Here is a 25,549-nt window from a genome sequence, read left to right on the forward strand (position 1 = left end):
ATCACCAATTCTCCTGTTTAACAAGAGACCTCTTGCAAAAATAGCTGGGACGGGCTCTCCGGCCCGTCCCACAAAAAGTTTTTTCTCTTGTGAGATGGGCCGGAGAGCCCGTCCGAAAATTTGATCGAAAGGACTTTTGCAAGAAGTCTAAGATATAGGAGTAGGAAAGGATACTGGTCAGACTAACTATTGCAGGAGACATGAGTCAGCATTAGTCTTTTTAATGAGGGCTAATGTCCTGACTACGATCGCAATTCCCAATTACCCAGTATATTTATCAATCGACGATTCGATCGAGCTTTTCCTTAACCAACAAGTCTAACAACGAGCGCAACACAAACAAGCCACTGAATCCCGCAACCGCAAAAGCTGCGATCGCCCCCGTTTGATATCCGCCCACCAGCAGCACAGCACCCGACAGAAACACAAAACCAGTCAGACAAGCAAAAATTAGAGTTTTCAGGGCTAAATGAATGCGTTTCAAGGCTCTTTCGCTCTCGATATTTCGCACTCTTATTTGCAACTCGCCATCTTCTATCCGCTTCTCTAAACGTTTGAAAAAAACTTCCGCTTTACTTGGCTGCTGCAACTTATATGTGATAAAACTTCGCGCTTGCCTTGCCAATTCTCCGATCGCATTTCCCCGCCCCTTGCTCACCGCAATACTCTTGACAAAAGGCTGAGCGGATGCTAGGAAATTATAGTCCGGGTCGAGAGTTCTCGCAATGCCGTCGAGAGTCGTCACCGACTTGATAATAAACATCATTTCTGCAGGCAAGCGAAACGGTTGCTGCTCGAACATGATGTAAAGTTCGTTCTTAATTTCATTAAAAGCTTGAAAGTCGATCGGCTTATCAATAAACTTATCCAACAGAAAAGCAATCAGCCTGCGTACCGGCATCATATCCGGCATCGGCTCAACCAAGCCGATCTTAATTAAAGTATTGATTACCTCGTCAGTATCCTTTCTCATCACAGCAAAAAAAGTCTTAACCATTTGGTCTTTAGCCAGAGACTTCACCTCAGCCATCATCCCAAAATCATAAAAAATCAAGCTACCATCTTCTGTCACCGCCAAATTTCCCGGATGCGGGTCAGCTTGAAAAAAACCGTCAATTAACAACTGTTTCAAATAACAGCAAATTCCGAGTTGATTCAGTTTCACAATATCGACTCCAATCGCCTCTAAACTAATGCGGTCGTCCACCTTAATACCTGGTGCGTATTCTATAGTCAGCACTTTTTTAGTCGTGTATTGCCAGTAGACTTTCGGGACAATAACTTGAGGATATTCTCGAAAATTATGGCTAAAGCGATCGGAATTTTTACCTTCTTGCACGTAGTCAATTTCTTGATATAAAATCTTAAAAAACTCGTGATAAATAGATTCTAGGTCATATTTGCGCGTCCCAGGCAAATAGCGATCGCAAAAACGCATCACTTGGCGCACCGCCTTCACATCCAAATCAAATAAACTTTCCAAACCCGGACGCTGCACCTTTACAATCACATCTTCCCCGGTGTGCAGCCTTGCTTTGTGCACCTGTCCCAGACTCGCAGCAGCAATCGGCGACGGGTCAAAATCGCGGTACAAAGCATAAATATCCTTGCCTAACTCTGATTCTACAAGAGCGATCGCCTCTTCGGAACTAAACTCAGGAACCCGATCCTGCAACTGTTCGAGTTCCTTCACATACTCAAGCGGCAGCAAATCCGCGCGAGTCGAGAGAGACTGCCCGATTTTAATAAAAGTCGGGCCTAAATTCAGCAAAGTATTGACCAACCAATGAGCGCGAATTCTTCTAGTATGAGGCGAATTATTTTGCAGCAGTGCGTCCCACCACAAAAAAAACATAAACTTTCCTGCCGCTGCAAAAATATCTATTTGCCGTGCCAGTGGCGAATATTTAGAACGTTGCCAACGCAGGGTTTTAGGTGCAGCTTTTGTGAGCATAATATTGGCGATCGAATTCCATGCACCGTGACAATTTTTAGGGAACAATCCAGGAAGCTGAAACCCGCTTGTACGAAAAGACGGTTTACAGGCTTTTGAAACAGTTAAAACACTCAGTTTCTTTGGTCTATACTGCGTAATATCATCTCCGACTCTACAATTATAATTAAGTTCCTAGTAAGTAATGCAAGTCCTGATTAATTCATAAATAGAGGACTGTCGCACTCACTAAAAACACGCGCTAATTACGGGCCAATAACCAGACATAATATAAGTCCTGGGCAACATCATCAATCGAGAACCGGCAATTTAGAAGGGAACCATATCAACAATTCAAAACAAATGACTTGGTAGCGTTTAGGACATTTCCAAATCTCTCTCTTCTGGCAAGTCTTCTAGTTTCGCCTGCTCGCTGCCAATTCCCAGCAACTTCTCCACCGAACTATTCTTCTACATTACAGAGTTCCGCTGCAAATTGCGGCAGAGTCAGAGTAAAAGATGTGCGCCACAAATTCTCCGCTTCTGAACTTTCTGCCGGACAGCTAGATACCTCAATAGTACCATTCAAGTGCTGCACTAAACTCTTTACCAGAGCCAGACCCAAACCCGTACCGGCGATAGCTTGGTCAGTAATGCCAGTGCCACGGCGGAACTTGTCAAAGATGTGGGGCAAATCAGCCGCAGAAATGCCGCGCCCGAAATTAGAAATGCTCAGGACAATATAGCCGGCTGCCTCAGACGCCTCCAAAACTACCGCCGTTCCAGAAGCAGAGTATTTTCCAGCATTCGTCAGCAGTTCCAGCAGCACCCGATTGAGAATGTCCGGGTCAGTTTCCCAGCAAGGGGTCAACTTGGGCAAATCTAGCTTCAGAGTCAATTGCTTATCCGCCCACTCTTTTTCAAAATCCCCAGCTAAATCTTGAAATAAACGGTTGAGATCGATTTTGATTAGAGAAATCGGGAATTGCTGAGGCTCAAACTGCTTGAGGGCCAGCAAATCGTTAACCAGAGAAGTTTCCTTAGAACACTGCTGTTCTAGAATGTCGAGATACTTAGTCCGATTCGCTGACGGCTGTTCAGCTTGTTTGAGCATCAGAATCGCCAGCTTCATGATTGTTAAAGGGGTACGCAACTCGTGACTCAGAGTGCTGAGAAACTCGTCTTTAATCAGCTTCAATTTCCGCATTTGCTCTAGCTGAGTGGCAGATTGTTCGTACAGTTTCCCCTGCACGTCGAGGCTTTGCTGCAACTGAGCGGTTCTGTCGAAGACGGCGGTTTGCAATTCCTTAAACGTTTGAGTTTGGATAATCATCTTGCTCGCTTGAGCGCTGACTGATTCGAGAACTTCTAATTCTTCCGGGTTCCAAGTGCGCGGCTCGGAGTGCTGCAAAACCAAGAAACCCAAAACTGTTTCGTGGCTGCTACCGCCCGTGAGGGGAACCAGCAGCAAGCCGCGAATGCCTTGGAGTTTCAAAATTTCTGTGGCTGCTTCTTGTTCTTTGCCGATTAATGCGCCTGCGTCAGCGAGGGCGAGGGGTTTGGGTGCGCTGTGGAATGCTTGCTGGCACAAATTAGATTCTGACAGCCAAAAAGCGGGAGAGTGATTTGGTTTTGAGTTGGGAATTTTGGATTGGGAATTAGTAGTTTTATCCTTGTTTTTTGTTTTGGATGTTGAGCTTTTTTTTCCGGCAAGGCTTTGTGCTATTGCCTGTTTGTTGGGATCTTTTTTTACAACGGATTCGCAAACTAATTCGACTTTCGCTTTGGCAGTCTGATTGGGGGAGCGAGTTGTAAATAGAGGATCTGTATATTTCAAGAGGAGGATTTGACCTCTATCTACTTCCAGGGTATCGACGGTATTTTCAATAACTTGCTGCAATATTCGATCGACTTCTGAATTTGTGTCGATCGATGCAGCAACTGAGATGAGTAGATTTTTGTATTTAACTTGTCGCTGTAACTGTTCGTTTAAGCTGGCAATTTCTTGAGTTTTTTGAATGTGAGAAATCGCACTGCCGATCGCGTCTGATGCTGCTTCAAGGCGCTGCCGATCGGCTACAGACCACTCGTGAGGTTGCGACTTACCAACAATCATCATGCCATTTACAGCCCCTCCAAATCGCGCAGGCCCTGCCAAAATTGCCCGAAAAGGCAGCGCAGTCACAGGGGAATTGGGCGATGAAGCTGCCGGAATATCAAGATAGTCGGATATCCCCACTATCTCGCCGTCTGCTAGGACGTTTGCCCAAACGGGATGTTCGAGTGATATGCTAGGCGGTTTTAATCTTGTGGTTTGGGGGGGTTCCGGTGTTTCAGTGGAATCGGCAACACCGGCAACATAGGGGAAATCGCTGCTATTTTGCCAGTAAGCATTCGGATGTACTACTTTTCGGTCAACCACAGCAGTAACTAAACAGAAATCTGCCCCCCATGCAACCCCCAAAGTATTGGCTATTTGCAGCAGCAGGAGTTCTCGATCGAAGCTGGTGGCGAGAATTTGGCAAATTTGTCGCCCGAGAAGGGCAGGATCGACCTGGAACTGCATAAGACGATCCAGAAATTTTTGGACTGATACTGGTTCTGCGATTTGCGGTAAGTGCAAAGTGCAAGACTCTGACGGCGATCGGTCGATCGAAGTAAAGTCTTGATTTCCCTGGCGATGGATCATGGCAACCAAGCCTTTATTCTAAGATGTTTGAGCCGGCTCCCGCTGCAAATATAGAACCTCTCCCTAACTGTCGGCTTGACCGTTATGAGCCTGCTTTCTGTGTTTGTGCAGCCGATCGGCGGGTCGCTCGATCTGTAAAAATATACCCAGATCTGACCGAGTTCTATTTTCCTGTTTTCTACCCTTCTATCTCTACGGGATGAACTTTACCATCCTTTACCGGATGATTATCAATCCCATTCCCGCTAATGTTGACGGTTATTAGTAGTATGAAGCTTTTCTAGAGACCGCTTAGTGACACCCCTCTTGTCACTGTGTGATGTTTTCTATTTAAGCTTGTGATCCTAACAAATTTTTATTGTGATACAAATCCGCCGTTCGAGTGACGCCGATCGCAAAAATTCAAAATCCCAAAATTATCACTCATAACATAGCTGAGAGTTTCCGAGTTTTTACTCAAAAACTCATTTTTCACAACTCCTACAGCAGCCGAGCCAACTCTCTTGTTAAATTTATCCAACTTACCTGCTTACTTATTTTGTGCTTCCTGTTGGGCTTTATCGCTATTTTCGCGGTAAAGTGCCATCCGGTTCTGAGCCGTTGTGTAGCGGGGATGCTTGGAAGGCACGGCGGCCATCAAATCGGAAGCTTGCTGCCACTTAGTAGCTACGATTAACCAATCCTCGCGAGATTGAGCGGTTTTGCCCTCGGTGGCTGCTTGTTCGGCTACTCGCACTGCTTGGGCAAAAGAGTCAACAGCAGAATTAACAGTCTCCTTAGAAATTTTCAAAGCAGGTTTTGCCACCGAGGAAGGGGCAGTGGCAACTGCTTGGGTGCTGGCTTGTGTGCTTTTTGGCACTTGGGAATTAAGTCCTTTGTGGATGGCGGCCGCGGCCCCAAGCAACAGCACGGTCAAACTGATGCCGCCGACGATACCGCGCTGAAATTGCCGCGGTTGCTGCATCGATCGAGGTACAGCCATTCTCGGCAAAGCCCGCTTGCCTGCGAGTTCTTGGCGTTCGTGATGGGCGATGGCCAAACGCTTGAACAAATTGGGCTTTCGGAGTTTAATTTCTTGAGACCACAACAGTTGATTATCCGGATCGCGGCTAATTTCTTCGAGCCACAGCAGTTGGTGTTCTCGCACAAGCCGGCTGTTGATGTTGACTCGGCGAATATTGCGGGGCGAAATCCCCTCCAAAATTTCTCGGACTCGAGTGACCAAACTAGACTCTTCGAGCAGTTGGGGCGTTGCAGCTTCGCACAGCAGTTGCAGCACCCCGTCTGCAAACACGGCTCGGGCCCTGACCCCTACCTGTGCCAATTCGTCATTAAGGATTTGAATAATCGATGCAACCGAGCCCTCGCGAGCTTGTCGAGCAATGTCATCTATTGGATTTGCCATAAAACTATCTTGACGCTTAGCAATTGTTAATTGTTAACCCAAAGTATCGGATCTAATTTTTACTCATACAGGTTATCACTGACACTGCCAGGTTAAAATGAACTGATGCAAATTTTGCATACCGATCCACTTAAAATTATCACCACAACATCGAGCGAGGCTAACAGGAAATAAACTATGGGTAAAGTAATTAGCGGTCAAATTTTTGTTGTAGACGACAACATCGATACAGATCAAATTATCCCTGCCGAATACCTGACCCTGGTTCCCTCGAAGCCGGACGAGTACGAGAAACTAGGCAGTTACGCGATGATTGGGTTGCCCGATCGCTACGGTAAGTTTATCGAATCCGGCGAACAGAAAACCCGGTATCCGATTATAATTGCCGGGGAAAATTTTGGCTGCGGTTCTTCGCGGGAGCACGCTCCGATCGCTCTGGGGGCCGCCGGCGTCACAGCAGTGGTGGCTTTGTCTTACGCGCGCATTTTCTTTCGCAATTGCTCGGCTACTGGCGAATTGTACCCGATGGAATCAGTCGATCGGCTGTGCGACTTGTTTGCTACGGGCCAAGAAGTGACGGTCGATTTTACAGCAGAGCAAATTGTCAACCACACTCTCGATCGAACTTTCTCCCTCAAACCTTTAGGAGAAGTAGGCCCGGTAATAGATGCCGGAGGGTTGTTTGAGTACGCGCGCCAAACGGGAATGATTGCTGCTCGCTCTTAACTGTTAAACCCCCCTGCAATGTAGGGTGCACGCCCGGGCGCACCTTACGAATATCTCCCTGCTCAAAGGCATGAAATGTAGGGTGGGTGCCAATTTTCTCAAATCGACTCCATAAAATTCAATAAAATACGCTGGTGAGCCATGCCAAAAGGTCGCACATCTCTTGACTGCTCAGAATAGCATTTGCCGGCCCGAATCTGCTCGGGTGTCAACAACTTCATATCCCAACCCTCAAGCAAAACTAAATCCTTGACATCCGCACTAAGTTGTGAGTGAAAAACGTGGCGAACCACATCTTTTTCGACATCGCAACAGAAAAAAGAAACACTTGCAGGAGCATAGCCAATTTCCTCTGATAATTCCCGCAATACAGCCACTTCCGCAGTTTCTCCCGGTTCCAAGTGTCCGCCAAACAAAGCCCAATGTCCGGGATACCTGATATGAGGAATATCGTCTCGCAACTGACAGAGAAACTTGCCGTCTTGGTACAAAATCGCGATCGCAACGTGAATTTTAGTCATTTGTTAAAAAGAAGAAATAAAGAAGAAGAAAGAAGGAATAAATTGCTGTAGGGGCGGGTTCACCAACACCTGTAAAACCCACCAAAAATCTAGGTCTCCCCCCCCAGATTATAATATTATGGTTAATGAACTTTGAGGATAAATAAACAGATCCAAATTGCCCAAGCGCAACTATAAACCTTTAATTTTTATGAAATAGAATTACTTGGTGAAATAAATTATAGCGGTTCGATCGCGTGGTGAGGTATGGGGGCTCCTTCCTATGCCCATGCCCACTTCAGGGCTATGCCCTATGCCCGCCAGAGCACCTCATGTTACGCTCGAAAGGCTATAGCATATTGCTAGTTTTATTTATTTGCCGCTGGAGTGCGCTTTAATTGTTCCATTTCCTCCACATACACTTCACCTAAATCTTTTCCGGCCAATTCCTTCAGAGTAATACTCTTGTAGCGGACTTGTCCCTTCAGCAACACTTCATCGCCAAGCTGGGGTAAATCTTGCTTGGTTAAAATCCAAATACTGCCAGTACCATCCTCAAGTTGATAAGCCGCATTCCCTACAAACGGAGCGCGATTTTCTACCTTTCCCCGAAGATAAACTTCAGCATCCACTTGCCGCTTTTGTTGAACGTCGCCAATGCTAGCCACATTAAAGCCAAGATTAAGTTGAGACAGAGGTAAATTGCCACAACTGAAAAAACCGCTGGCGAGGATTAGCGACAAAGAGCCGGTACAGAATCTTTGAACCCAAACTTGCTTAATTGCAGTAGTCATTGGTCAACTGATTTGAGATTTGAGATACGACTTACTTTAACAGAATCCCCAGAATCGATCGCAAATAAGAAATTTCTCTAGTGTAGTCCTTGGCGGGGATTAAGCTAAAATCTAAAATCGTCAGCCCCTAACCCAGAGTCTACAATGGATGCCAAAACTGCTCAAATACTAGATGGCAAAGCTTTAGCGACAAAGATTCAAAGCGAGCTGAGCGATCGAGTCCGCGCCCTACAACCCCAAAAGGGGCGTCCTCCGGGACTTGCGGTGCTGATGGTGGGAGACAACCCAGCTAGCGCAGCCTATGTTCGCAATAAAGAGAGAGCCTGCGCTAAAGTTGGCATAGCTTCCTTCGGCAAGCATTACCCCGCAAACGCTACTCAAGCCGAACTAGAACTTGCAATTCGTGCACTCAACGAGGACGATCGAGTAGACGGCATTTTAGTTCAATTACCGCTACCAGAACACTTAGATGCAATTTCCCTGCTGTACCAAATTGCCCCCGACAAAGATGCTGACGGACTTCACCCTGTCAATTTAGGCCGTCTCGTGCGCGGGGAAGAAGGTTTGCGGAGTTGTACTCCCGCCGGAGTGATGCGGTTATTGCAGGAATACCAGATTGATTTAAAAGGAAAAAATGCCGTTGTTTTGGGACGGAGTATTTTGGTAGGTAAACCGATGGCGCTGATGCTGTTAGAAGCCGACTGCACTGTTACTGTAGCTCATTCTCGATCGCAAAACCTAGAATCGATTACCAATCAAGCCGATATTTTAATAGCCGCAGTCGGCCGCACAGAAATGATTGCAGCTAATATGGTCAAACCCGGAGCGGTAGTAATTGATGTCGGTATTAACCGCGTCGTCAATCCAGACGGTACGAGCCGTTTGGCCGGAGATGTTGATTTTAATGCGGTTAAAACAGTAGCCGAATTTATCACGCCGGTGCCGGGAGGAATCGGGCCGATGACTGTTGCTATGCTTTTGGAAAATACCGTTTCGAGTTATATTGAATACGGTTCTAATTGAATTGGGGCAAACTTGTGAGCCAGTATTAGCTCAATTAGTAGGGTTAGTAATCTACCAACACACAAAGATTTTAGCTATGGCTTTAAAACCCGATCCATCAGGGATAGTGCGCTTAATTGGCGACAACACCTCGGAATTTATTCAACTTTTTCCTGGAGATCTAACCAACTTCCCTTTAGGAGCTTGGGCCCTGGATGGCGACGATACAGTCGATGGCTCAGGGGCTAGCGAGTTAATCCTGGGAAATGAAGGGGAAGATATTCTCAGAGGTTTTGCAGGCAACGATTCTGTATTTGGGGGAAAAGGAAAAGATGCCCTGTATGGACAGGAGGGAAATAACTCCCTCAGTGGTGGTCTAGATGCTGATTTTCTTCTTGGAGAGGCTGGCGATGATATTTTATTTGGGGGTAGAGGCAATGATGCTTTAGACGGCGGAGAGGGGAATAACACTCTGGTTGGCGGCTTGGGCAGAGACTTCTTAAGTTGTGGGTTTGGCAATAATTTATGCGTTCTAGGAATAGATCCTGCCACTACAGATATCAATTCTAGTGATATAATCGAAAGTTTCGATCCTGATTTAGATCGCATTGGATTAGCGAGTGACTTAACGGTCAATGATATAGTGTTGGAGCCTGTACAGAATGTGGCATTAACATATACGTTCGATCTGCCGCAAGCTTTACAACCATTACTCCCTCCAGGTCCGGCCGGCGCAAGTGGATCTGCTTCAGGAACTCAACCCAGAGGCGGAATTACCGGACTTTATTCAGGAACTCTAATCAGAGTCAGAAATTCTAACGCAATTTTAGGTTTTGTAGACAATGTAACGCCTAATGAACTACAAAGCAGGATTGTTTCGGTTCAGGGTTTCTAAGTTCAGGATAATCAGTGGTGAGCTGACAAACTTATCATTTTGTTAGCTACAAATTAACTCCTGATATTTACAGGACTTACGCATAAATGCTAGTAGTAAGGTGCGTATTTAGCACCTTACTACTATGGGTAGTGTAAAAATTGACTGTGCAGCGTAAGTCCTGTAAAATTCTTTACTCTTTGAGTCCGGAGCGGCGGACGAAAGTTGGTGTAGTAGCGATTTCAAGCTCCGCTCGAAATCACTACTCACGAAGATTTAGTGTGAGGAATTCAAGATAGCAACAACGCTAATTCGGCGTTGTCAATCCAGACGGTACGAGCCGTTTTCCCCCCGATGTGGATTTTAATGCTGTTAAAAAAGTAGCCGAATTTATCACGCCGGTGCCGGGAGGAATCGGCCTGATGACTGTTGCTATGCTTTTGGAAAATACCGTTTCGAGTTATATTGAATACGGTTCTAATTGAATTGGGGCAAACTTGTGAGCCAGTATTGGTTCAATTAGGGTTAGTAATCTACCAACATACAGAGATTTTAGCTATGGCTTTAAAACCCGATCCATCAGGGATAATGCGCTTAATTGGCGACAACGCCTCGGAAGTAATTCAACTTACTCCTGGAGATCTAACAAACTTCCCTTTAGGAGCTTGGGCCCTCGATGGCAACGATACAGTAGATGGGTCAGGGGCTAGCGAGTTAATCCTGGGAAATGAAGGGGAAGATTTTCTCACAGGCTTTGCAGGCAACGATTCTTTATTTGGGGGAAAAGGAAGAGATGCCCTGTATGGAAATGAGGGAAATGACTGCCTCAGTGGTGGTCTAGATGCTGATTTCCTTACTGGAGACGCTGGCGATGATATTTTATTTGGGGGTAGAGGCAATGATATTTTAGGTGGCGGAGATGGGAATAACACTCTGGTTGGCGGCTTGGGCAGAGACTTATTAAATTGTGAGTTGGGCAATAATTTATGCGTTCTAGGAATAGATCCTGCCACTACAGATATCAATTCTAGTGATAGAATCGCACGTTTCGATCCTGATTTTGATCGCATTGGATTAGCGAGTGACTTAACGGTCAATGATATAGTGTTGGAGCCGCTACAGAATGTGACAGTAACAGTTAGATTCGATTTCCCGCAAGCTTTACAAGCATTCTTCCCTCCAGCTTTTTTCAGCGAATTTAGCGAACCTCTTTCAGGAACTCTAATCAGAGTCAGGAATTCTAACGCGATTTTAGGTTTTGTAGACGATGTAACCCCTAATGAACTACAAAGCAGGATTATTTCGGTTCAGGGTTTCTAAGTTCAGGACAATCATTGGTGATCTCACCAACTTATAATGTTGTTAGCTACAAATTAACTCCTGATATTTACAGGACTTACGCATAAATGCTAGTAGTAGGGTGCGTATTTAGCACCTTACTACTATGGGTAGTGTAAAAATTGACTGTGCAGCGTAAGTATTGTAAAATTATTGACTCTTTGAGTCCGGAGCGGCGGACGAAAGTTGGTGTAGTAGCGATTTCAAGCTCCTCTCGAAATCACTAATCACTAAGATTTAGTGTGAGGAATTCAAGACAGCAACAACGCGAATTCGGCGATAATCTGCAATCCAATTACCATCGCGGTACAGGGTCGGCTGCAAACGCTCTTCAACTCCGTTAATTACGTGCGATCGCACATCATCAGACAACCCCGACAAAAACCCACCAGCAAACATCTCAATCCAATTTACCATACCCGCCCTGCCGCCTTCTAGGGGAGTAGGGCGATCGAATAACACCGCATAACCCACATCAAATCCCTGCTTTTCCAAAAGCCCAGCATACTCGCCAATACTCGGAAAATACCAAGGATTAAGCGCTTCAGGCTCCTCGCAGCCAATTTCTGACAAAACACTCAAAAGTGCGCGGACGATCGCCCCCACGTTCCCTTTACCGCCAAACTCAGCCACAAAACGCCCTCCCGGCTTCAGCGCTTTTTCCACACAATTAATTACAGCCTCCGGCTGCTTAATCCAGTGCAAAACCGCATTAGAAAAAACAGCATCTAACGGCTCTTCAACTTGAAAACTCCTCGCATCAGCTACAGCGAAGTTAATGTGAGGATAGTTAACTTTTGCCGTGGAAATCATCGACAAAGATGAATCAATACCTTGCACAAAAGCACCACTTTGAGCAATTTTTTCAGTTAACTGTCCCGTACCGCAGCCCAAATCCAGAATTTGTTCACCAGCCTTCGGAGCGAGTAACTCCAAAAGCGATTCGCCGTACTGCCAAACAAAAGCATGATTTTGCTCGTAAAGAGCTGAATTCCAAAAATATTGTGACATCTCTTCTCTCCTCTTCTCTTCGTGTCCTTCGCGCCTTCGCGGTTCGTTATTAAATTATTAGCCAGCAAGCAAACCAATTCCATCCCCATCAATACGGCAAACCCTAATATTTTCCAAAATGCGCGCTCCCTGCTTTTCATAAAAAGCAATTCCCGGTGCATTTCCAGTATTAACAGTCCATTCAATCCGCCCGCAATTTGTGGACTCAGCAATTTGTGCCAAATACTTTAACAGCGCTGTACCGACTCCCATACCGCGCATAGGAGCTTGCACAAATAAATCATCAAGCCAAAGACACGGCTGCGCCAATAAACTTGAATAGGAGGAATGAAAAAGAGCAAATCCTACCGCTTTTCCCGCAACTTCCGCCAACAAAACTCGCGCTAGCGGAGGCTGACAAAACAACGTTGGCTGCAATTTATCTACTGTTGCTACCAACAAATTTTTAGATCCGTCAAACTCGCTTTTTTGTGAAATAAAATCCACAATTAATTCCAAATCTGCCCGATCGGCTTCTCTAATTTTGATATCCAAATTAGCCATTGTTTAACTCTCAACTTCGCCTATTAATCACTGTATGAAATATCATCATCAATGTCCAATATATGTTTAACTAACAACTGATACTTTTAAAATATAAATGATTGGGACTTATGGAACTTCGGCATTTGCGTTATTTCATTGCAGTAGCAGAGGAACTGAATTTCACTCGTGCAGCAGAAAAACTGCATATTGCCCAACCTCCGCTGAGCCAACAAATCCAGCATTTAGAGGCAGAGTTGGGATTTCAACTGTTTCGCCGCACCAAGCGGACGGTACATTTAACGGCAGCGGGACAGGTTTTTTTCGAGGAGGCCGGGAAAATTCTGCTGCAAGTCGATCGAGCAATTCAACTCGGCCGACAAACCAGTCGGGGCGAACTCGGACAATTGACGATCGGCTTTGTGAGTTCCGCAGCACACAACGTGGTTCCGGCGATTTTGCAGGCGTTTCGCACTCGGTGTCCCGCCGTCAAACTGGAACTGCACGAACTGACCACAAACGAACAGTTGCAGCGGCTGCGGTTCGGGCAAATTGATATCGGCTTCGTGCGCCCTCCGGTTGAGGAAGAGGGGATAAATTCTGAAATCGTTTTTCGAGAATCCCTGATCGTGGCACTGCCAGAAACGCATCCGGCGGCCGATCGCGCGAAGGTAGAATTGCGCGAACTCTCTACCGAACCGTTCATTTTATTTCCGCGCTCCCAGGCTCCGGGATTGTACGATGCGATCGTCAGTCTTTGTCAGCAAGCAGGTTTTAGCCCTCGCGCGGCTCAAGAAGCAATTCAAATGCAAACTATTGTGAGTCTGGTAGCGGCCGAGATGGGAGTGGCGATCGTCCCGGCGTCGATGCAAAATTTCCAGCGCAGCGGGGTTGTTTACAAAGCGCTGCCAGAATCAACCTGCATTGTGGCGATCGCTCTGATTTGGCGCAGCGATCCAACGGAGGCGGTGCAGCGGTTTTTGGAAGTCACCAGACAGATCGGCGGATTTGATATTTGAGATTGTAAATTTTAGATTGACTGGTAATTTGACAAAGTTATTAAAACTCAAAGATTTTCTGTGCAACAACACCCGTAGAATGATTAATTGATGCTCGGAGTTCGAGCAACTACCGCCGTAAAAGTCGGCACGATCGACCCAAACGGCTCACAATATCCCACGTAACTATTCAGTACAAGAGAGCAAGGGATGGTATTGGCAACAGAAATGGGTTCGTCCCAACCGGAATCCTCTTTCGATTTATCTGCTTATCTAGTCAAGCGAAAAGAGGCGATCGAGGTAGCTCTCGACAGTGCACTCCCGGTCATCTACCCAGAGACAATTTACGAAGCAATGCGCTACTCGCTGCTAGCGGGGGGCAAGCGCCTGCGTCCGATCCTGTGTCTCGCTAGCTGCGAACTCGCCGGCGGCACTACATCTATGGCAATTCCGACAGCTTGCGCTTTGGAAATGATCCACACGATGTCGCTGATCCACGACGATTTGCCGGCAATGGACAATGACGACTACCGGCGCGGGAAACTGACGAACCACAAAGTCTACGGCGAGGATATCGCCATTTTGGCAGGCGATGGTTTGCTGACCTATGCTTTTGAATTTATCGCCACTAAAACTCAGAACGTACCCCCCCAGCAGGTGTTGCAGACGATCGCCCATTTAGCGCGGGCATCGGGCGCTGCTGGACTCGTAGGCGGTCAAGTGGTTGATTTGGAATCGGAAGGAAAGACAGATGTTTCTTTGGAAACTTTGAATTACATTCACGCTCACAAAACAGGCGCGCTGTTAGAGGCTTGCGTAGTTTGTGGGGGAATTCTGGCTGGGGCCTCGACTGCAGATTTGCAGCGGCTGTCTCGTTTTGCTCAAAATATTGGGCTGGCTTTCCAGATAATTGACGACATTCTGGATATTACTGCTACCCAAGAAGAACTGGGCAAAACTGCTGGCAAAGATGTTCAAGCCGGGAAAGTCACTTATCCGAGTTTGTGGGGAATTGAGGAGTCTCGGCGCCAAGCTTCGCAGCTTGTTGCTGATGCTAAGGCTCAATTAGCAGTGTTTGGGAGCAAAGCTCTACCGCTGCTGGCGATCGCCGATTTTATTACCAGCCGCAGTAACTAGAAATACCAAATACTATGCAGGAAATTTGCAGCAGCGTCTTAAACAATCATGTACTGGTGGTTGCTTTGCTCGCTTGTCTGGCGGCTCAGATCATGAAGTTGCCGATCGAGTTGGTCAAAAATCGCAAGTTTAATCTTCAGTATTTGGTAACAACGGGGGGAATGCCCAGCGCTCACTCGTCTTTTGTGGGCGCTTTGGCTGCTGGAGTCGGACAAACGATGGGATGGGACAGTCCGGACTTTGCGATCGCTGCGATCTTTGCAATTATTGTGATGTACGACGCAGCAGGCGTCCGCCAAGCCGCAGGCAAGCAAGCTCGCATCCTCAACCAAATTATTGACGAGTTTTTTGAGGAAGATCACAACCTTAATGAGGCTCGCCTGAAAGAGTTGCTGGGACACACTCCTTTTCAAGTGCTTGTCGGTTTGGGGCTGGGAATCACTATTGCTTGGATCGCAGGGCCTGCATATTAGTTAACGGTTAACGGTTAACTGTTGACTGTTAACTAATCACTACTGACCGAATTCTCCTTGCAGAATATCGTCGTTGTCATCGGCGATCGTGGCGACAATAGTAATAACCCGAGAAATTTCCCCCGCCGAGATTTCGGCGATCGTCCGAGTCGATATTACCGCAACTTGATTGTCAACAATCGCAAAATGAGATTCCAAAGTAGACAGCCAATTCATTTCTAGAAGTTTCCGCATTAATTGAGCTTCATTCTTCGCCGGCAACTGCAGTACAAAAGCCCACACAGTCAAAGAATCATCTTCGGTGTCGCCGGTGAGTTGCACGAACACTTCAACACTGCCGTACTTAAACTTCCAAAGATGTCCGCCAGCTTCATTTTGACCGACCATCACTTTTTGGTCTACAGCCATGCTGGCGATGACAGTTTCAATTTCTTCTGCATAGGTGACGGCTGTGGCTTTTTCGACCTGCTCGGAGGCGATCGCGCTTTCACTCGATTGGCTTTCTGCGGAAGTTGTTTGTAGGTTCGGCTCGCTGGTAGTCATGATTGTATTTAGACGGAAAACTATTCCAATAATCAGTTTACTTGCTAAAGCTTAAAATTATGACTTTAAATAACTGGTTCCCAGGCTAGGCCCGGGAACCAGTATCTCTCGCTTGTTTGCGGAGGCAGAGGCAAGTTTGACTTGCAAAGCGGTTTCAACCAGGTTCGCGATCGTATTTAAGCCTTGGGCTTAGTCGCCGGCTTTTTCTCAATGGTATTCAAGCCGTTGAGGAACATGGGCACAAATTTCTCGACAAATGCCTGCGGGTCGCGCTTCCAGGCCCGCTGAGCTACATCGACTCTGGTCATTTGCAGATCCGGGGCCAGCAGGGTTGCGGGCAAGCGTTCTATCAGGTATTGCGGGCGTTCCCACATCGGCATGGTGTTGGCAATGTCCACGAGGCGGCTAACGCGGCGCAGTTCTGCCCCCAGCATGATATCCATTCCCGATTCAAAAGCTGCTTGTTCGATCGCCACATACTTGCGCTTTGCCTGTTCCACCTTCTGGCGGTGTTCCGGGCTTTTGTCGGCGATTTGGGCCAGCCAGCGGTTGCCCCAGCGGACGTGACCGGCTTCTTCTGGAAAAATCTTTTCGATAGTTTCGCGGATTTTGACGTTTTCTGCGGTTTGGGGAGCCTGTTTGAGGGCATGGATGTGCGCTGAGAAGTATTCGCAGCCCCGCTTTTCGGTGACGTTAATCGCGGCTAGGGAAGAAATTACAAAGTCTTCGCGGTCTTGGGCGGGGTCTTTTTGCTCGCTGTCGAGCAACCTTTCAAATTCGTCAATGTAGGAGACTCCCGGCGGCGTTCCCACATTTTGGCCGATGTCTACCAGCAAGTCGGTGAGCCACATGGCGTGCCGCGCTTCGTCGGAAATGTGCCGGGAGAGGTCGCGCACGAGTTCGGCCGGTTCCCCGTTTAGCCGTTCGATCAAGTCGGTGAGGTCTTTGCAACTGCGCTGTTCGCTGTACCGGTAGCGGTTGAGGGTGATCAGGTGAACTTCGCGATCGCGCACTACATTAGCTAAAATTTCGCGCGCTCCCATAGCGTTGCGAAGCTTGCGGGGATAGGCAACAGTCATGCTTTTATGTTGTTTTGTAAAGATACTTGTATAAGTGTAACGCAATTTGGGCGACAACCAATTACCTCGCAAGGGTGAAAGTTGTTGTTTAGCACGGAGATTCAATTTTATACAGACAATTTTTTGACTGGCTCAACAAATGACAATAGTTTTGAGTTGCGAGTCATACCATTTTAGATTTTAGATTTTAGATTAAACATGACTGATGACTATGAGGGTTTGGAGCTTTTCTACAGTTAGATTATTTTTTTAAACTGCTATCACGCAAGCGTTGCGCGGATCGCAGAAAGCAACCTCATACACTCAAAACTTTTCAGTTTCTGTCGAGTCTGAAAGCTCCACACTAGCAGACTCTTGTTGAAATTTTCGCGCCTCTTCTACTTCTAATCTAGCCAGAGTTGTCGCCACATCGGCTAACTGTAAAGCCAGATTCATCCGACAAACCGGGTTTTTTTCCCTCCACAGGTCTTTTGCCAAGAAATGTACTCGATAGCGAAACATTTTAATTGAATTTGGCGGAGTAACTTTCACGGTCATAGTCTTTCTTCTGTTGAAGTTTGAATGCGGAGCAGCACCCGTTCTAGCTCCAAGTAAACAAATGTCAGCATGATTACTTTATCTTCATCGGTGATTGTAACACTACAGGTTGCCGATCGAGGTTCAACGCCTTCGTGTCTGACAACTACAGTATATTTTCCCTGCTTCAGGTTATCAAAATTCACATCTGCCTCAAACAGGTCAACTGTCTCCTCGGCGAGCACTCGTCCCTCTTGAGTCAGTAAAGTGACAAACGCAATGCCGTCAACTGAAGTCATGGCGACGTTACTCTGATTGCGGATCATCACAAAAATATCGGACATTTTTTGGTAATTGTTAATTGCTAGTTGCTAATTTAGAATGAGTGCAGCATCTTACAAACAAAAGATCGTAAATACGGTGAATCATTTCAATTTTTTGCTAATTGTGACTGTTAGTACAGCGGTTCTCGGTTTGGGAAAAAGTGCGGCGCTAGCTGCTGTCTTGAATATCTCTGAGACAGGGCCTTGTTTGCAGATTCACAGCGTGCGGGTTGCTCAAAGGGACGATCGCAATTTAAGCAACTCGAAAGGTACATTAAAAGAAGGCAGTGCCCTCTCTGTCGATCCAGATCGTGTGGTTGGCATACCAAAAGCTGAAGCGCGGCGGCGTTTTATTCTGAATAAGATATATCGGGTTCAGGAAGGCACTACCGCTGACGATTTGTTTATTGTTGATGAGAAAGCAAATAAATGGGCTGTAGAAAATGTCTCTGAGGCTACAATGGGCCCTACTACTCACAGCGTTGCCGAGATAGTGTCGGGTAACGGGAGAGTTTGGGCGCTGATTCAGAAGTTCTAAACTTCAAAAAAACGCCGCTTTTAAGGGCGGCGTTTTTATCAATTAAAAATTACCGGTTAAAAATAGTACAATTGCCATTTTTAACTTTTAATTTTTAATTATTAATTTTCTAACAGTCGTAGTAGAGAGAAAACTCGTAGGGGTGAGGACGCAGCCGCATCGGGTTGACTTCATTGTCGAGTTTGTAGGAAATCCAGGTTTGGATGAAGTCTTCGGTAAATACGCCGCTATCAGTTAAGAAACTGTGGTCTTTTTCTAAAGCTTCTAAAGCGCCTTCCAAGGAACCGGGAGTGGAAGGAATTTTGCTCAATTCTTCAGGGGAAAGGTCGTAGATATCCACGTCCAAAGGTTCGCCCGGATCGATTTGATTCTTGATGCCGTCTATGCCGGCGCACAGCATGGCTGCAAATGCTAAATAGGGGTTAGATGTGGCATCGGGACAGCGGAATTCTAACCGCTTGGCTTTGGGGTTGGTTCCCGACAACGGAATCCGCACTGATGCCGATCGGTTTCCTTGAGAGTAAGCTAAGTTTACAGGAGCTTCAAAGCCCGGAACTAAACGCTTGTAGGAATTGGTCGTGGGGTTGGTGATTGCCAAAAGTGCCGGTGCGTGCTTGAGAATGCCGCCGATGTAATGCAGTCCCATTTGACTGAAACCAGCATATTTATCGCCTGCAAATAGAGGCTGACCGTCTTTCCAAATCGACTGGTGAACGTGCATCCCGGAACCGTTGTCGTTAAACAGCGGTTTGGGCATGAAGGTGATGGTTTTGCCGTATTTTTTGCCGACGTTTTTGATGACGTATTTGTAAGTCAGCAAGTAGTCGGCGGCTTGTACTAAAGTTGCAAAGCGGAAACCTAGTTCGCATTGACCGCCGGTGGCGACTTCGTGGTGGTGCTTTTCGATGGGTACGCCGCATTTTGCCATTGTCAGCAGCATTTCCGTTCTCATGTCTTGTGAGGTATCGGTTGGTGCTACTGGGAAATAACCTTCTTTGTAACGCGGTTTGTAGCCGAGGTTGCCGCCTGCTTCTTCTTTGCCGGAATTCCAGCGACCTTCGATCGAATCTACGTAATAGTAGCCGGAATTTTGGGTTTGGTCGAAGCGAACGTCGTCAAAAATAAAGAATTCTGCTTCCGGGCCAAAGAATGCTGTATCGCCGAGACCGGTGGAAAGCAAGTAGTCTATGGCTTTTTGGGCAATGGTGCGGGGACAGCGACTGTACGGTTCGCCGGTGCGGGGTTCTTTGATGCTGCAAATGAAGCTGATGGTCGGTTCTGCCATGAACGGGTCCATCCAAGCGGTGGTCGGATCGATGACCATCGTCATGTCTGATTCGTTGATGGCTTTCCAGCCCCGGATGCTGGAACCGTCAAAGGGTACGCCGTCTGTGAATGCGCTTTCGTCGATTTGGTCGTGGTACAGGGAAAGGTGTTGCCAGATCCCCGGCATATCGATGAACTTGAGGTCAACGATCTGGATTTGATTTTCTTTTATGTAGTTTAAGGCTTCTTGCGGCGTCTGGAACATGACTTACTCCTGATATTGGTTGTGTCTTGGCGATCGGCCGATTTCAGACTGTTTGGGCGATCGTAGGCCTTCAGCATCCACTATTTTGTATCTATGGCTACAAAATTTTGAAATAGGGGCCCAGTGCGGTCGGGCAGTTTGAGATTCTTGCCCTGTGGATTTTTCGGCTGAACATACAAGGCAAACGGCTGAATTTTACGACAGTTTGCCGGGGATAGACTACCCTTGGTGAAAATCCCATCTCAAATCTTAATCAAACGCCGATTTGTAGTAGTCTACAATAGGCGGTCTGTCTCAGATAGCAAAGTATTGATAAAGATTTTTGGGAGAGAAACTTATGCGCGATGCAGTGACGAGCCTGATTGAAAATTATGATGTTGCTGGTAGGTATTTAGACCGGGATGGTATCGATCGGTTGAAATCTTATTTTGCAACGGGCACGGCACGGGTACAGGCGGCGGCTGCGATTAACAGCAATGCTGCGACAATTGTCAAGCAAGCTGGTATTCAGCTATTTGCCGAACAGCCGGAATTAATCCGTCCGGGCGGAAATGCCTACACGACTCGTCGCTACGCGGCTTGTCTGCGGGATATGGACTACTACTTGCGCTATGCTACTTACGCCCTAGTGGCTGGAAGTACCGACGTGCTCGACGAGCGCGTGCTGCAAGGTTTGCGCGAAACTTACAATTCTCTAAGCGTTCCCATTGGCCCGACGGTGATGGGGATTGGCATTATGAAGGAGATGGTTAAGGCTCAGGTGGAAGCTGCTGGCTTGTCTGTGGGGCCTTTTTTGGATCAGCCTTTTGATTACATGATTCGCGAATTGAGCGAACAAGATATTTAAGTCAATTTGCTAGTTCTTTTAGCAGCAAATTGTACTTGTGGCTGGCAGTTAGCAGCAGTTAGATGGATCGCTTTTTTTGGCCTCACAGCCTCCAAGCGATCTTTTTTTATGGGTTATACAATTTGAGATTATAGATTTCAGATTAAAGGTTTTAGATTAAAAATTAGAGATTAAAAATTTGAATAATTAGGAATGACTGATGAATTAAGGGTTTGGAGCTTCCCTATAATTGCATTCTTGTTTGAAACCGGTGCTAAAAATCGTCAACAAATCCCCAGACGAGGCATTTGTCCAGGGGATTTTTGGTTTGGCGCAGATCGACTTTGGCGGCGGTTGTTGCTTCTACTTCGCCATTGGGGTAAAGAATGTGAATGATGTCACCGCTGAGGAAGGCGAGGGGATTTTCTTGACAATTGCCCGGATTTCTGATAGGAAAGTTAATTGTTTTCATGGTCGATCGCCCTAATAATATTTGTAGCGCTTTTAGCTCGATCTAAATCATCCGCTAGTCGCAAAAATTATTGTGTGATTCTACGGATGTTTATCTGTGATCCAACTACACACTCAGAGCGATCTCAGTCACATCATGCGAGGTGGGCGCGATCGCCCCGCGACGATCGAAAAACCAAAATAATCGCCAAAAATTAGCAGTCGGGCTTGTGGGTAAGTGCTAATCTGGTACTGTTCTTCACCCTATCCGTACAGATTAAAAACCTTGGCTAAACAGCGACTAGATATTTTATTGGTCAGCCTAGATTTGTGCAGTTCCAGACAGCAAGCTCAGGCATTAATTCGGACGGGGAAAGTCTCCATCAACCAACAGATAGTTGACAAACCTGGCACTGAGGTCGATATTTCAGCAAAGATTCAGATCAAAGAGCGATCGCGCTATGTTTCCAGAGGCGGCGACAAATTAGCCAAAGCTTTAGAAGTTTTTGCGATTCCCGTTGCAGGCAGAATTTGTCTCGACGGCGGCATTTCCACAGGCGGTTTTACCGACTGTTTGCTGCAAGCCGGCGCCGCCCTAGTGTACGGCATAGATGTTGGCTACGGTCAAGCAGATTGGGGCTTGCGTAACGATCCGAGGGTAATTTTGAAAGAACGCACCAATTTGCGGTACATGACTCCTGCTGAGCTTTACGGCGACTCTGCGCCAGCAGATTTGGCGGTAGTAGATGTGTCGTTTATTTCCCTGGATAAGATTTTACCGGCGCTGTGGGAATTGTTGGTACCGCCGCGAGAAGCGGTGTTGCTGGTAAAGCCGCAGTTTGAGGTAGGGCGCGAGAGAGTCGGGAAAAAAGGCGTAGTGCGAGACTCAGCAACTCAAGCCGATGCGATTTTTCAAGTGTGGAAGGCAGCCGCAGCTTTAGGATGGCAGCAGCGCGGCTTAACGTGGTCGCCTTTACTTGGCCCGGCCGGTAATATCGAGTATCTTTTATGGTTGGGGATCGATCGCGAACTGGAATCAGACCAGAGGGCGATCCTCTTCGAGGGCTGCGCTAACGAAGATGGTGTCGTGAAGGAACGGATCGCACAAGTCGCAAAAGCGGCCGCCCGGGAACTTGTCGGTCGATTGTAGATTTGAGATTGATTTCAAGATGTCAAGCTAATCAATTTAAAAAATCAAATTTGGAACTCCTGATTAATCTAAAATTTCAATTTTTTTTCAATCGGACTCCTCAACTTTCACAAGAGTGAATAATTCCATGCAATCATTCAAACAAGCCGGTTCGATTTTACTGTACGTTCTAGGTGCCATCGGGTATGTGGCGATTGTAGCTACTATTGTAGGCGTTTCAATTCTAATCAAGTGGGCAGCTCTGCTACTGGCGGACAAATTATTATATACAATTCTGATTATCGGCGATCTGTTGAGGGGGATCGAAATTATTGAACTGTTAAATATATTGGTATTTGCTTTTATCGGTATGGGAGTGGGTGTGGCGACAAGGCTTCTACCCCCTCAATACGGTCGCAAAATTAGTGCGGCTTTATTGATAGTTATAGTTCCCTTAGTTTTCATGATTACGCCAGCCATTCGATATAATTCTTGGCTGGAAAAAGTGGAAGAATCGGATAAGTTATCGCCTGCGGAAACTGCAACCTTAACTAACTCATTTTTGAACAGAAAGGTAGGATTGCCTGGTTTCATAGGTTATTATGTATATACTGGTCAGTTTCCGGTTATTCCGACGAAACAATCTGAGATGAAAGACCTCGACAGTTTTGAAAAAAAAGTTAATTCCAGATTTGTACAGTTCACAGGTATTGCTCCGACTATTGTTTCTTGGTCAATGCGGATTTGTTTTTGGCTGATTAGAATATTTTACTTTTCTATAGCGGTAATTGCGACGATCGCTCATTTTAGGGAAGGTGTTATAATCGCGAGACGGTAATACGATTTTCGATTTTCGATAAATCCTAGCTCTTCGATTCTTAAGAAATAACGCTCTTCTGACCGAAAGCATCCAGGATAGAATCTCCCGGATTCATCCGTCCAGAAATAAAAAACCTGTATCCGATAAACGAGCCCCTGAATTTCTCTGCGGGGTCAATGCTTCAATCTAAAATCTAAAATCTAAAATCGCGCAATCGATTGACGCACCCTAGTAAACTGCGATTTTTATGGCTGAACAATCAGTTGACCAATTTTTATCAAGACTTGAAGAACCGTATAAAGTTCATTCATTAGAGGAACAGGTGAAAAAATTCTTGATAAGTCATATTTAGGCGGATTCTGAAAGTCTAGCTTGACGAATACAATTTCACTGCCATTTGTCATCGCCGCAAAACTCGGTCTATCCTTGCGGGGATTGGCGGTCATGTATGCTAGTGTTTGGGGAAGTGCAGACATTACTGAAATGGTGGTGCGCTTCGACTCTAAGAGTGTCACCCAAAACTGATTTTGCATCACTAAAACATCAATCCGTCCCTTGAGAGTTTCTACTTCATCATCCTCGTCATCTAAAACAATTTGTACAGATTTTTCAGCCATCATTTTAAAAGGTGGATCGTAAAAACCCGCTCGTTCCAATAGAGGCGAACCCATGATTAGCGTAACGGTTCCTTCTGTAAGGCTTCCATCATTTAAATGATAGAGATATCGCCGCCGAATTAAATTGAGAGCGGCTTGATCGACTTCTGTAATTTCGGGTAAATCTGCATACCATTCTGGGAAAAATCCCTCCGATTCAGTTCGCGTAATATTGAATCGAGATTCAACATCTGCTAAAGTTTGGATAATTTCAGTAATGGCTGTTGTTTGTGTCATATTTTAAACTCTTGCTGCAAGCGATCGATAATTGTATTGCGCTCGATGGTGGCGAGAATTTCTTGAATTACCGTATCTTGTCCCAAGGGGCCCCAGGTGCAGCCTTTTTCTAAATAAACTTGGGCGGCGCGACCGACAGCGTAGGTTCCGTAGGCTGCTAAACTAGCTTGAGTGACAGCAACTCCGGCAAAAGTAGAAAAGCCGATTTGCGGGGCCGCAGCCGCCGCACTTTTGCCAAATCCCAACAGAAAACTGCTACCCAATTCTCCCAAAAGTACGCCGCCAGCGCTGGAGAAAATAGTCTGCCAAAGTTTCCCCGCTTCGTAACCAGTCATGGGTAAACCGTAAAGTCTGGATAAAGAGCGAATTAAGGCTAAATCTGCGACAGTTGCTCCCATTACATCCAAGAATGCCACTGGATTTAAACCGACAGCCAAAGCTTTATATTTTGCAAATTGCCAGATTAAATCTTCGGCTTCTGTTTGTCGCAATTTGAGAACGTGACGGGCAATGTTTGCTTCGGCATCTCTAGCTTCAACTAAAGCATTTAGAGCGAGGAGCGATCGACCTTCTCTGTTAAGAATTGTGAGAATTTTATGTTTGAGTTCGTCTATCTGCGCGGGCGGGGACTCCCATTCGTTAGTTACTCTTCCGTCTGACCATTCCACCCGCACTTGCACCGGCGCCGGTTCGGCGGCTACCATGACTATTTCTAAAGATTTGGCAGCTTTAGGCGGTGATTTTACAGTAGATTTATCAGATGGGTTGTTTGGGTCAGACAAATTTTCGCTATCTGTTTTCTCTGTTACCGCAGCGGCTGCTAACTCTTCAGAATTTGCCAGCGCTTGCAAACTTTGGTAAATAGCTTTTCTGTCTAATTCTGGATACAGGTCAATTTTATTAAAAACTAAAATTACCGGTTTTTGAGCTGTTTGCAATTCGCACAGTGCTTGATATTCAGTGCGGGTGATATCGCCTGCAACGACAAACAGAATTAAGTCAGCTTGGCGAGTTACTTGTTTCGCCATTTCGCCGCGCACTTCGCCGCCAACTTCATCAAGTCCGGGAGTATCTATTAATTCAACTTGCACCCCTCCTTTCCCGCCCTTGACAAGGGGGGGTTGGGGGGATTCGTCGCTGTCAAGGAAGGATAAAGGCACACTCCAGCGCACGGAACGCGGCCACTGAGTCACGCCGTTGAGAGGGCCTGTTTGCAGAATTTTTTGACCTAAAAGCGCGTTTAATACGGCTGACTTGCCGCGGCTGACTAGCCCGAAAGTAGCAATGCGGATTATATTGTGGTCTAGTTTTTCTGAGGTGGAAGTTAAGATATCTAACTGATATTGCAGCGCCGCTTCTAATTCTGTATTATTCGAGTTTTTTTTCCCTTGGCGCAGGTGGGAATAGCGCGCCAGGGCTTCGCGCAAACTGGCGCGGGCAAGGGATAAGCGATTTTCTTGAAGGGAATTGTCACCCATTGGCGATCGGCTTTTTTAAGC

26 protein-coding genes and 1 pseudogene are annotated in these 25,549 nt (G+C 46.4%); 12 read left to right on the forward strand and 15 right to left on the reverse strand.

Annotated elements, in window-relative coordinates; translation table 11 throughout:
- Nucleotides 1-277: 277 nt before the first annotated feature.
- The 3 genes from OSC7112_RS26375 to OSC7112_RS26385 all read right to left on the reverse strand — a co-directional run bounded on the left by OSC7112_RS26375 (nucleotide 278) and on the right by OSC7112_RS26385 (nucleotide 6,027).
- On the reverse strand, nucleotides 278-1,954 hold the full coding sequence (locus tag OSC7112_RS26375) for an ABC1 kinase family protein (protein ID WP_015178744.1): 1,677 nt from the start codon (nucleotides 1,952-1,954) through the stop codon (nucleotides 278-280).
- A 442-nt stretch (nucleotides 1,955-2,396) separates the two neighbouring features.
- Nucleotides 2,397-4,622 (reverse strand): sensor histidine kinase, encoded by a 2,226-nt coding sequence (locus tag OSC7112_RS26380; protein ID WP_015178745.1) that lies wholly within the window; start codon nucleotides 4,620-4,622, stop codon nucleotides 2,397-2,399.
- Nucleotides 4,623-5,151: 529 nt separating this feature from the next.
- The gene (locus OSC7112_RS26385; RefSeq protein ID WP_015178746.1) at nucleotides 5,152-6,027 is read right to left on the reverse strand and encodes a hypothetical protein; all 876 of its coding nucleotides are present in this window, start codon (nucleotides 6,025-6,027) and stop codon (nucleotides 5,152-5,154) included.
- 177 nt (nucleotides 6,028-6,204) lie between these two features.
- Between OSC7112_RS26385 and OSC7112_RS26390 the strand changes: the two genes are divergently transcribed.
- Nucleotides 6,205-6,753: a LeuD/DmdB family oxidoreductase small subunit gene (locus tag OSC7112_RS26390; protein ID WP_015178747.1), complete on the forward strand. Its 549-nt coding sequence runs from the start codon at nucleotides 6,205-6,207 to the stop codon at nucleotides 6,751-6,753.
- Nucleotides 6,754-6,851: 98 nt separating this feature from the next.
- On the opposite strand, the gene OSC7112_RS26395 is transcribed toward OSC7112_RS26390, so the two are convergent.
- Both OSC7112_RS26395 and OSC7112_RS26400 read right to left on the reverse strand, forming a co-directional pair.
- A complete protein-coding gene (locus tag OSC7112_RS26395) occupies nucleotides 6,852-7,274 on the reverse strand; it encodes an NUDIX hydrolase (RefSeq protein ID WP_015178748.1) in 423 nt (140 codons plus the stop codon).
- A 347-nt stretch (nucleotides 7,275-7,621) separates the two neighbouring features.
- Nucleotides 7,622-8,047: a hypothetical protein gene (locus OSC7112_RS26400; protein WP_015178749.1), complete on the reverse strand. Its 426-nt coding sequence runs from the start codon at nucleotides 8,045-8,047 to the stop codon at nucleotides 7,622-7,624.
- A gap of 144 nt (nucleotides 8,048-8,191) precedes the next feature.
- Between OSC7112_RS26400 and folD the strand changes: the two genes are divergently transcribed.
- The 4 genes and pseudogenes from folD (at nucleotide 8,192) to OSC7112_RS26415 (ending at nucleotide 11,243) form a co-directional block, all read left to right on the forward strand.
- Nucleotides 8,192-9,070 (forward strand): bifunctional methylenetetrahydrofolate dehydrogenase/methenyltetrahydrofolate cyclohydrolase FolD, encoded by an 879-nt coding sequence (gene folD, locus OSC7112_RS26405; RefSeq protein ID WP_015178750.1) that lies wholly within the window; start codon nucleotides 8,192-8,194, stop codon nucleotides 9,068-9,070.
- Between the two features lie 76 nt (nucleotides 9,071-9,146).
- Entirely contained in the window at nucleotides 9,147-9,944 is a 798-nt protein-coding gene (locus tag OSC7112_RS26410; RefSeq protein WP_015178751.1) for a calcium-binding protein, read from the forward strand.
- A 296-nt stretch (nucleotides 9,945-10,240) separates the two neighbouring features.
- A pseudogene (locus OSC7112_RS36220) lies at nucleotides 10,241-10,408 on the forward strand (bifunctional 5,10-methylene-tetrahydrofolate dehydrogenase/5,10-methylene-tetrahydrofolate cyclohydrolase); the annotation flags it as partial.
- Between the two features lie 73 nt (nucleotides 10,409-10,481).
- Nucleotides 10,482-11,243 (forward strand): calcium-binding protein, encoded by a 762-nt coding sequence (locus OSC7112_RS26415; protein ID WP_015178752.1) that lies wholly within the window; start codon nucleotides 10,482-10,484, stop codon nucleotides 11,241-11,243.
- A gap of 255 nt (nucleotides 11,244-11,498) precedes the next feature.
- Here the strand turns inward: OSC7112_RS26415 and OSC7112_RS26420 are convergent, their stop codons facing one another.
- Together OSC7112_RS26420 and OSC7112_RS26425 are read right to left on the reverse strand one after the other, a co-directional pair.
- Complete coding sequence (locus OSC7112_RS26420) at nucleotides 11,499-12,272, reverse strand: class I SAM-dependent methyltransferase (RefSeq protein WP_015178753.1); 774 nt, start codon at nucleotides 12,270-12,272, stop codon at nucleotides 11,499-11,501.
- Nucleotides 12,273-12,329: 57 nt separating this feature from the next.
- A complete protein-coding gene (locus OSC7112_RS26425) occupies nucleotides 12,330-12,815 on the reverse strand; it encodes a GNAT family N-acetyltransferase (protein ID WP_015178754.1) in 486 nt (161 codons plus the stop codon).
- A 110-nt stretch (nucleotides 12,816-12,925) separates the two neighbouring features.
- On the opposite strand from OSC7112_RS26425, the gene OSC7112_RS26430 reads away from it, so the two are divergent.
- The 3 genes from OSC7112_RS26430 (at nucleotide 12,926) to OSC7112_RS26440 (ending at nucleotide 15,402) form a co-directional block, all read left to right on the forward strand.
- Nucleotides 12,926-13,813, forward strand: a complete 888-nt coding sequence (locus OSC7112_RS26430) for a LysR family transcriptional regulator (protein ID WP_015178755.1) — start codon at nucleotides 12,926-12,928, stop codon at nucleotides 13,811-13,813.
- Nucleotides 13,814-14,002: 189 nt separating this feature from the next.
- Nucleotides 14,003-14,929: a geranylgeranyl diphosphate synthase CrtE gene (gene crtE, locus OSC7112_RS26435; RefSeq protein ID WP_015178756.1), complete on the forward strand. Its 927-nt coding sequence runs from the start codon at nucleotides 14,003-14,005 to the stop codon at nucleotides 14,927-14,929.
- Between the two features lie 14 nt (nucleotides 14,930-14,943).
- Nucleotides 14,944-15,402: a divergent PAP2 family protein gene (locus OSC7112_RS26440; RefSeq protein WP_015178757.1), complete on the forward strand. Its 459-nt coding sequence runs from the start codon at nucleotides 14,944-14,946 to the stop codon at nucleotides 15,400-15,402.
- A 39-nt stretch (nucleotides 15,403-15,441) separates the two neighbouring features.
- Here OSC7112_RS26440 and OSC7112_RS26445 read toward each other — a convergent pair whose 3' ends face one another.
- The 4 genes from OSC7112_RS26445 to OSC7112_RS26460 all read right to left on the reverse strand — a co-directional run bounded on the left by OSC7112_RS26445 (nucleotide 15,442) and on the right by OSC7112_RS26460 (nucleotide 17,884).
- On the reverse strand, nucleotides 15,442-15,945 hold the full coding sequence (locus OSC7112_RS26445) for a YbjN domain-containing protein (RefSeq protein ID WP_015178758.1): 504 nt from the start codon (nucleotides 15,943-15,945) through the stop codon (nucleotides 15,442-15,444).
- 176 nt (nucleotides 15,946-16,121) lie between these two features.
- Nucleotides 16,122-17,024 carry a ferritin-like domain-containing protein gene (locus tag OSC7112_RS26450; RefSeq protein ID WP_015178759.1) on the reverse strand — a complete coding sequence of 301 codons (903 nt, stop codon included), beginning with the start codon at nucleotides 17,022-17,024 and terminating at the stop codon, nucleotides 16,122-16,124.
- A gap of 303 nt (nucleotides 17,025-17,327) precedes the next feature.
- Nucleotides 17,328-17,561 carry a hypothetical protein gene (locus OSC7112_RS26455; protein WP_015178760.1) on the reverse strand — a complete coding sequence of 78 codons (234 nt, stop codon included), beginning with the start codon at nucleotides 17,559-17,561 and terminating at the stop codon, nucleotides 17,328-17,330.
- Complete coding sequence (locus tag OSC7112_RS26460) at nucleotides 17,558-17,884, reverse strand: hypothetical protein (RefSeq protein ID WP_015178761.1); 327 nt, start codon at nucleotides 17,882-17,884, stop codon at nucleotides 17,558-17,560. Before OSC7112_RS26460 ends, OSC7112_RS26455 begins: the two co-directional genes overlap by 4 nt.
- Nucleotides 17,885-17,987: 103 nt before the next feature.
- Here OSC7112_RS26460 and OSC7112_RS26465 point away from each other — a divergent pair, with 103 nt between their 5' ends.
- Complete coding sequence (locus OSC7112_RS26465) at nucleotides 17,988-18,401, forward strand: hypothetical protein (protein ID WP_223300696.1); 414 nt, start codon at nucleotides 17,988-17,990, stop codon at nucleotides 18,399-18,401.
- A gap of 109 nt (nucleotides 18,402-18,510) precedes the next feature.
- Here OSC7112_RS26465 and glnA read toward each other — a convergent pair whose 3' ends face one another.
- On the reverse strand, nucleotides 18,511-19,932 hold the full coding sequence (gene glnA, locus OSC7112_RS26470; protein WP_015178763.1) for a type I glutamate--ammonia ligase: 1,422 nt from the start codon (nucleotides 19,930-19,932) through the stop codon (nucleotides 18,511-18,513).
- Nucleotides 19,933-20,269: 337 nt separating this feature from the next.
- On the opposite strand from glnA, the gene apcB reads away from it, so the two are divergent.
- A complete protein-coding gene (gene apcB / locus OSC7112_RS26475) occupies nucleotides 20,270-20,779 on the forward strand; it encodes an allophycocyanin subunit beta (protein WP_015178764.1) in 510 nt (169 codons plus the stop codon).
- A gap of 253 nt (nucleotides 20,780-21,032) precedes the next feature.
- Here the strand turns inward: apcB and OSC7112_RS26480 are convergent, their stop codons facing one another.
- Nucleotides 21,033-21,230: a hypothetical protein gene (locus OSC7112_RS26480; RefSeq protein ID WP_015178765.1), complete on the reverse strand. Its 198-nt coding sequence runs from the start codon at nucleotides 21,228-21,230 to the stop codon at nucleotides 21,033-21,035.
- Between the two features lie 264 nt (nucleotides 21,231-21,494).
- On the opposite strand from OSC7112_RS26480, the gene OSC7112_RS26485 reads away from it, so the two are divergent.
- Nucleotides 21,495-22,358, forward strand: coding sequence for a TlyA family RNA methyltransferase (locus OSC7112_RS26485; RefSeq protein WP_041622750.1), 864 nt, complete (start codon nucleotides 21,495-21,497; stop codon nucleotides 22,356-22,358).
- Nucleotides 22,359-22,485: 127 nt separating this feature from the next.
- On the forward strand, nucleotides 22,486-23,175 hold the full coding sequence (locus OSC7112_RS26490; protein WP_015178767.1) for a hypothetical protein: 690 nt from the start codon (nucleotides 22,486-22,488) through the stop codon (nucleotides 23,173-23,175).
- Between the two features lie 227 nt (nucleotides 23,176-23,402).
- Here the strand turns inward: OSC7112_RS26490 and OSC7112_RS26495 are convergent, their stop codons facing one another.
- Entirely contained in the window at nucleotides 23,403-24,050 is a 648-nt protein-coding gene (locus tag OSC7112_RS26495) for a hypothetical protein (protein WP_015178768.1), read from the reverse strand.
- Nucleotides 24,047-25,528, reverse strand: a complete 1,482-nt coding sequence (locus tag OSC7112_RS26500) for a DUF697 domain-containing protein (RefSeq protein ID WP_015178769.1) — start codon at nucleotides 25,526-25,528, stop codon at nucleotides 24,047-24,049. The genes OSC7112_RS26495 and OSC7112_RS26500 overlap by 4 nt, the downstream gene beginning before the upstream one ends.
- Nucleotides 25,529-25,549: the final 21 nt, after the last annotated feature.

It is taken from the genome of Oscillatoria nigro-viridis PCC 7112 (genome assembly GCF_000317475.1).
Lineage (GTDB): Bacteria > Cyanobacteriota > Cyanobacteriia > Cyanobacteriales > Microcoleaceae > Microcoleus > Microcoleus nigroviridis.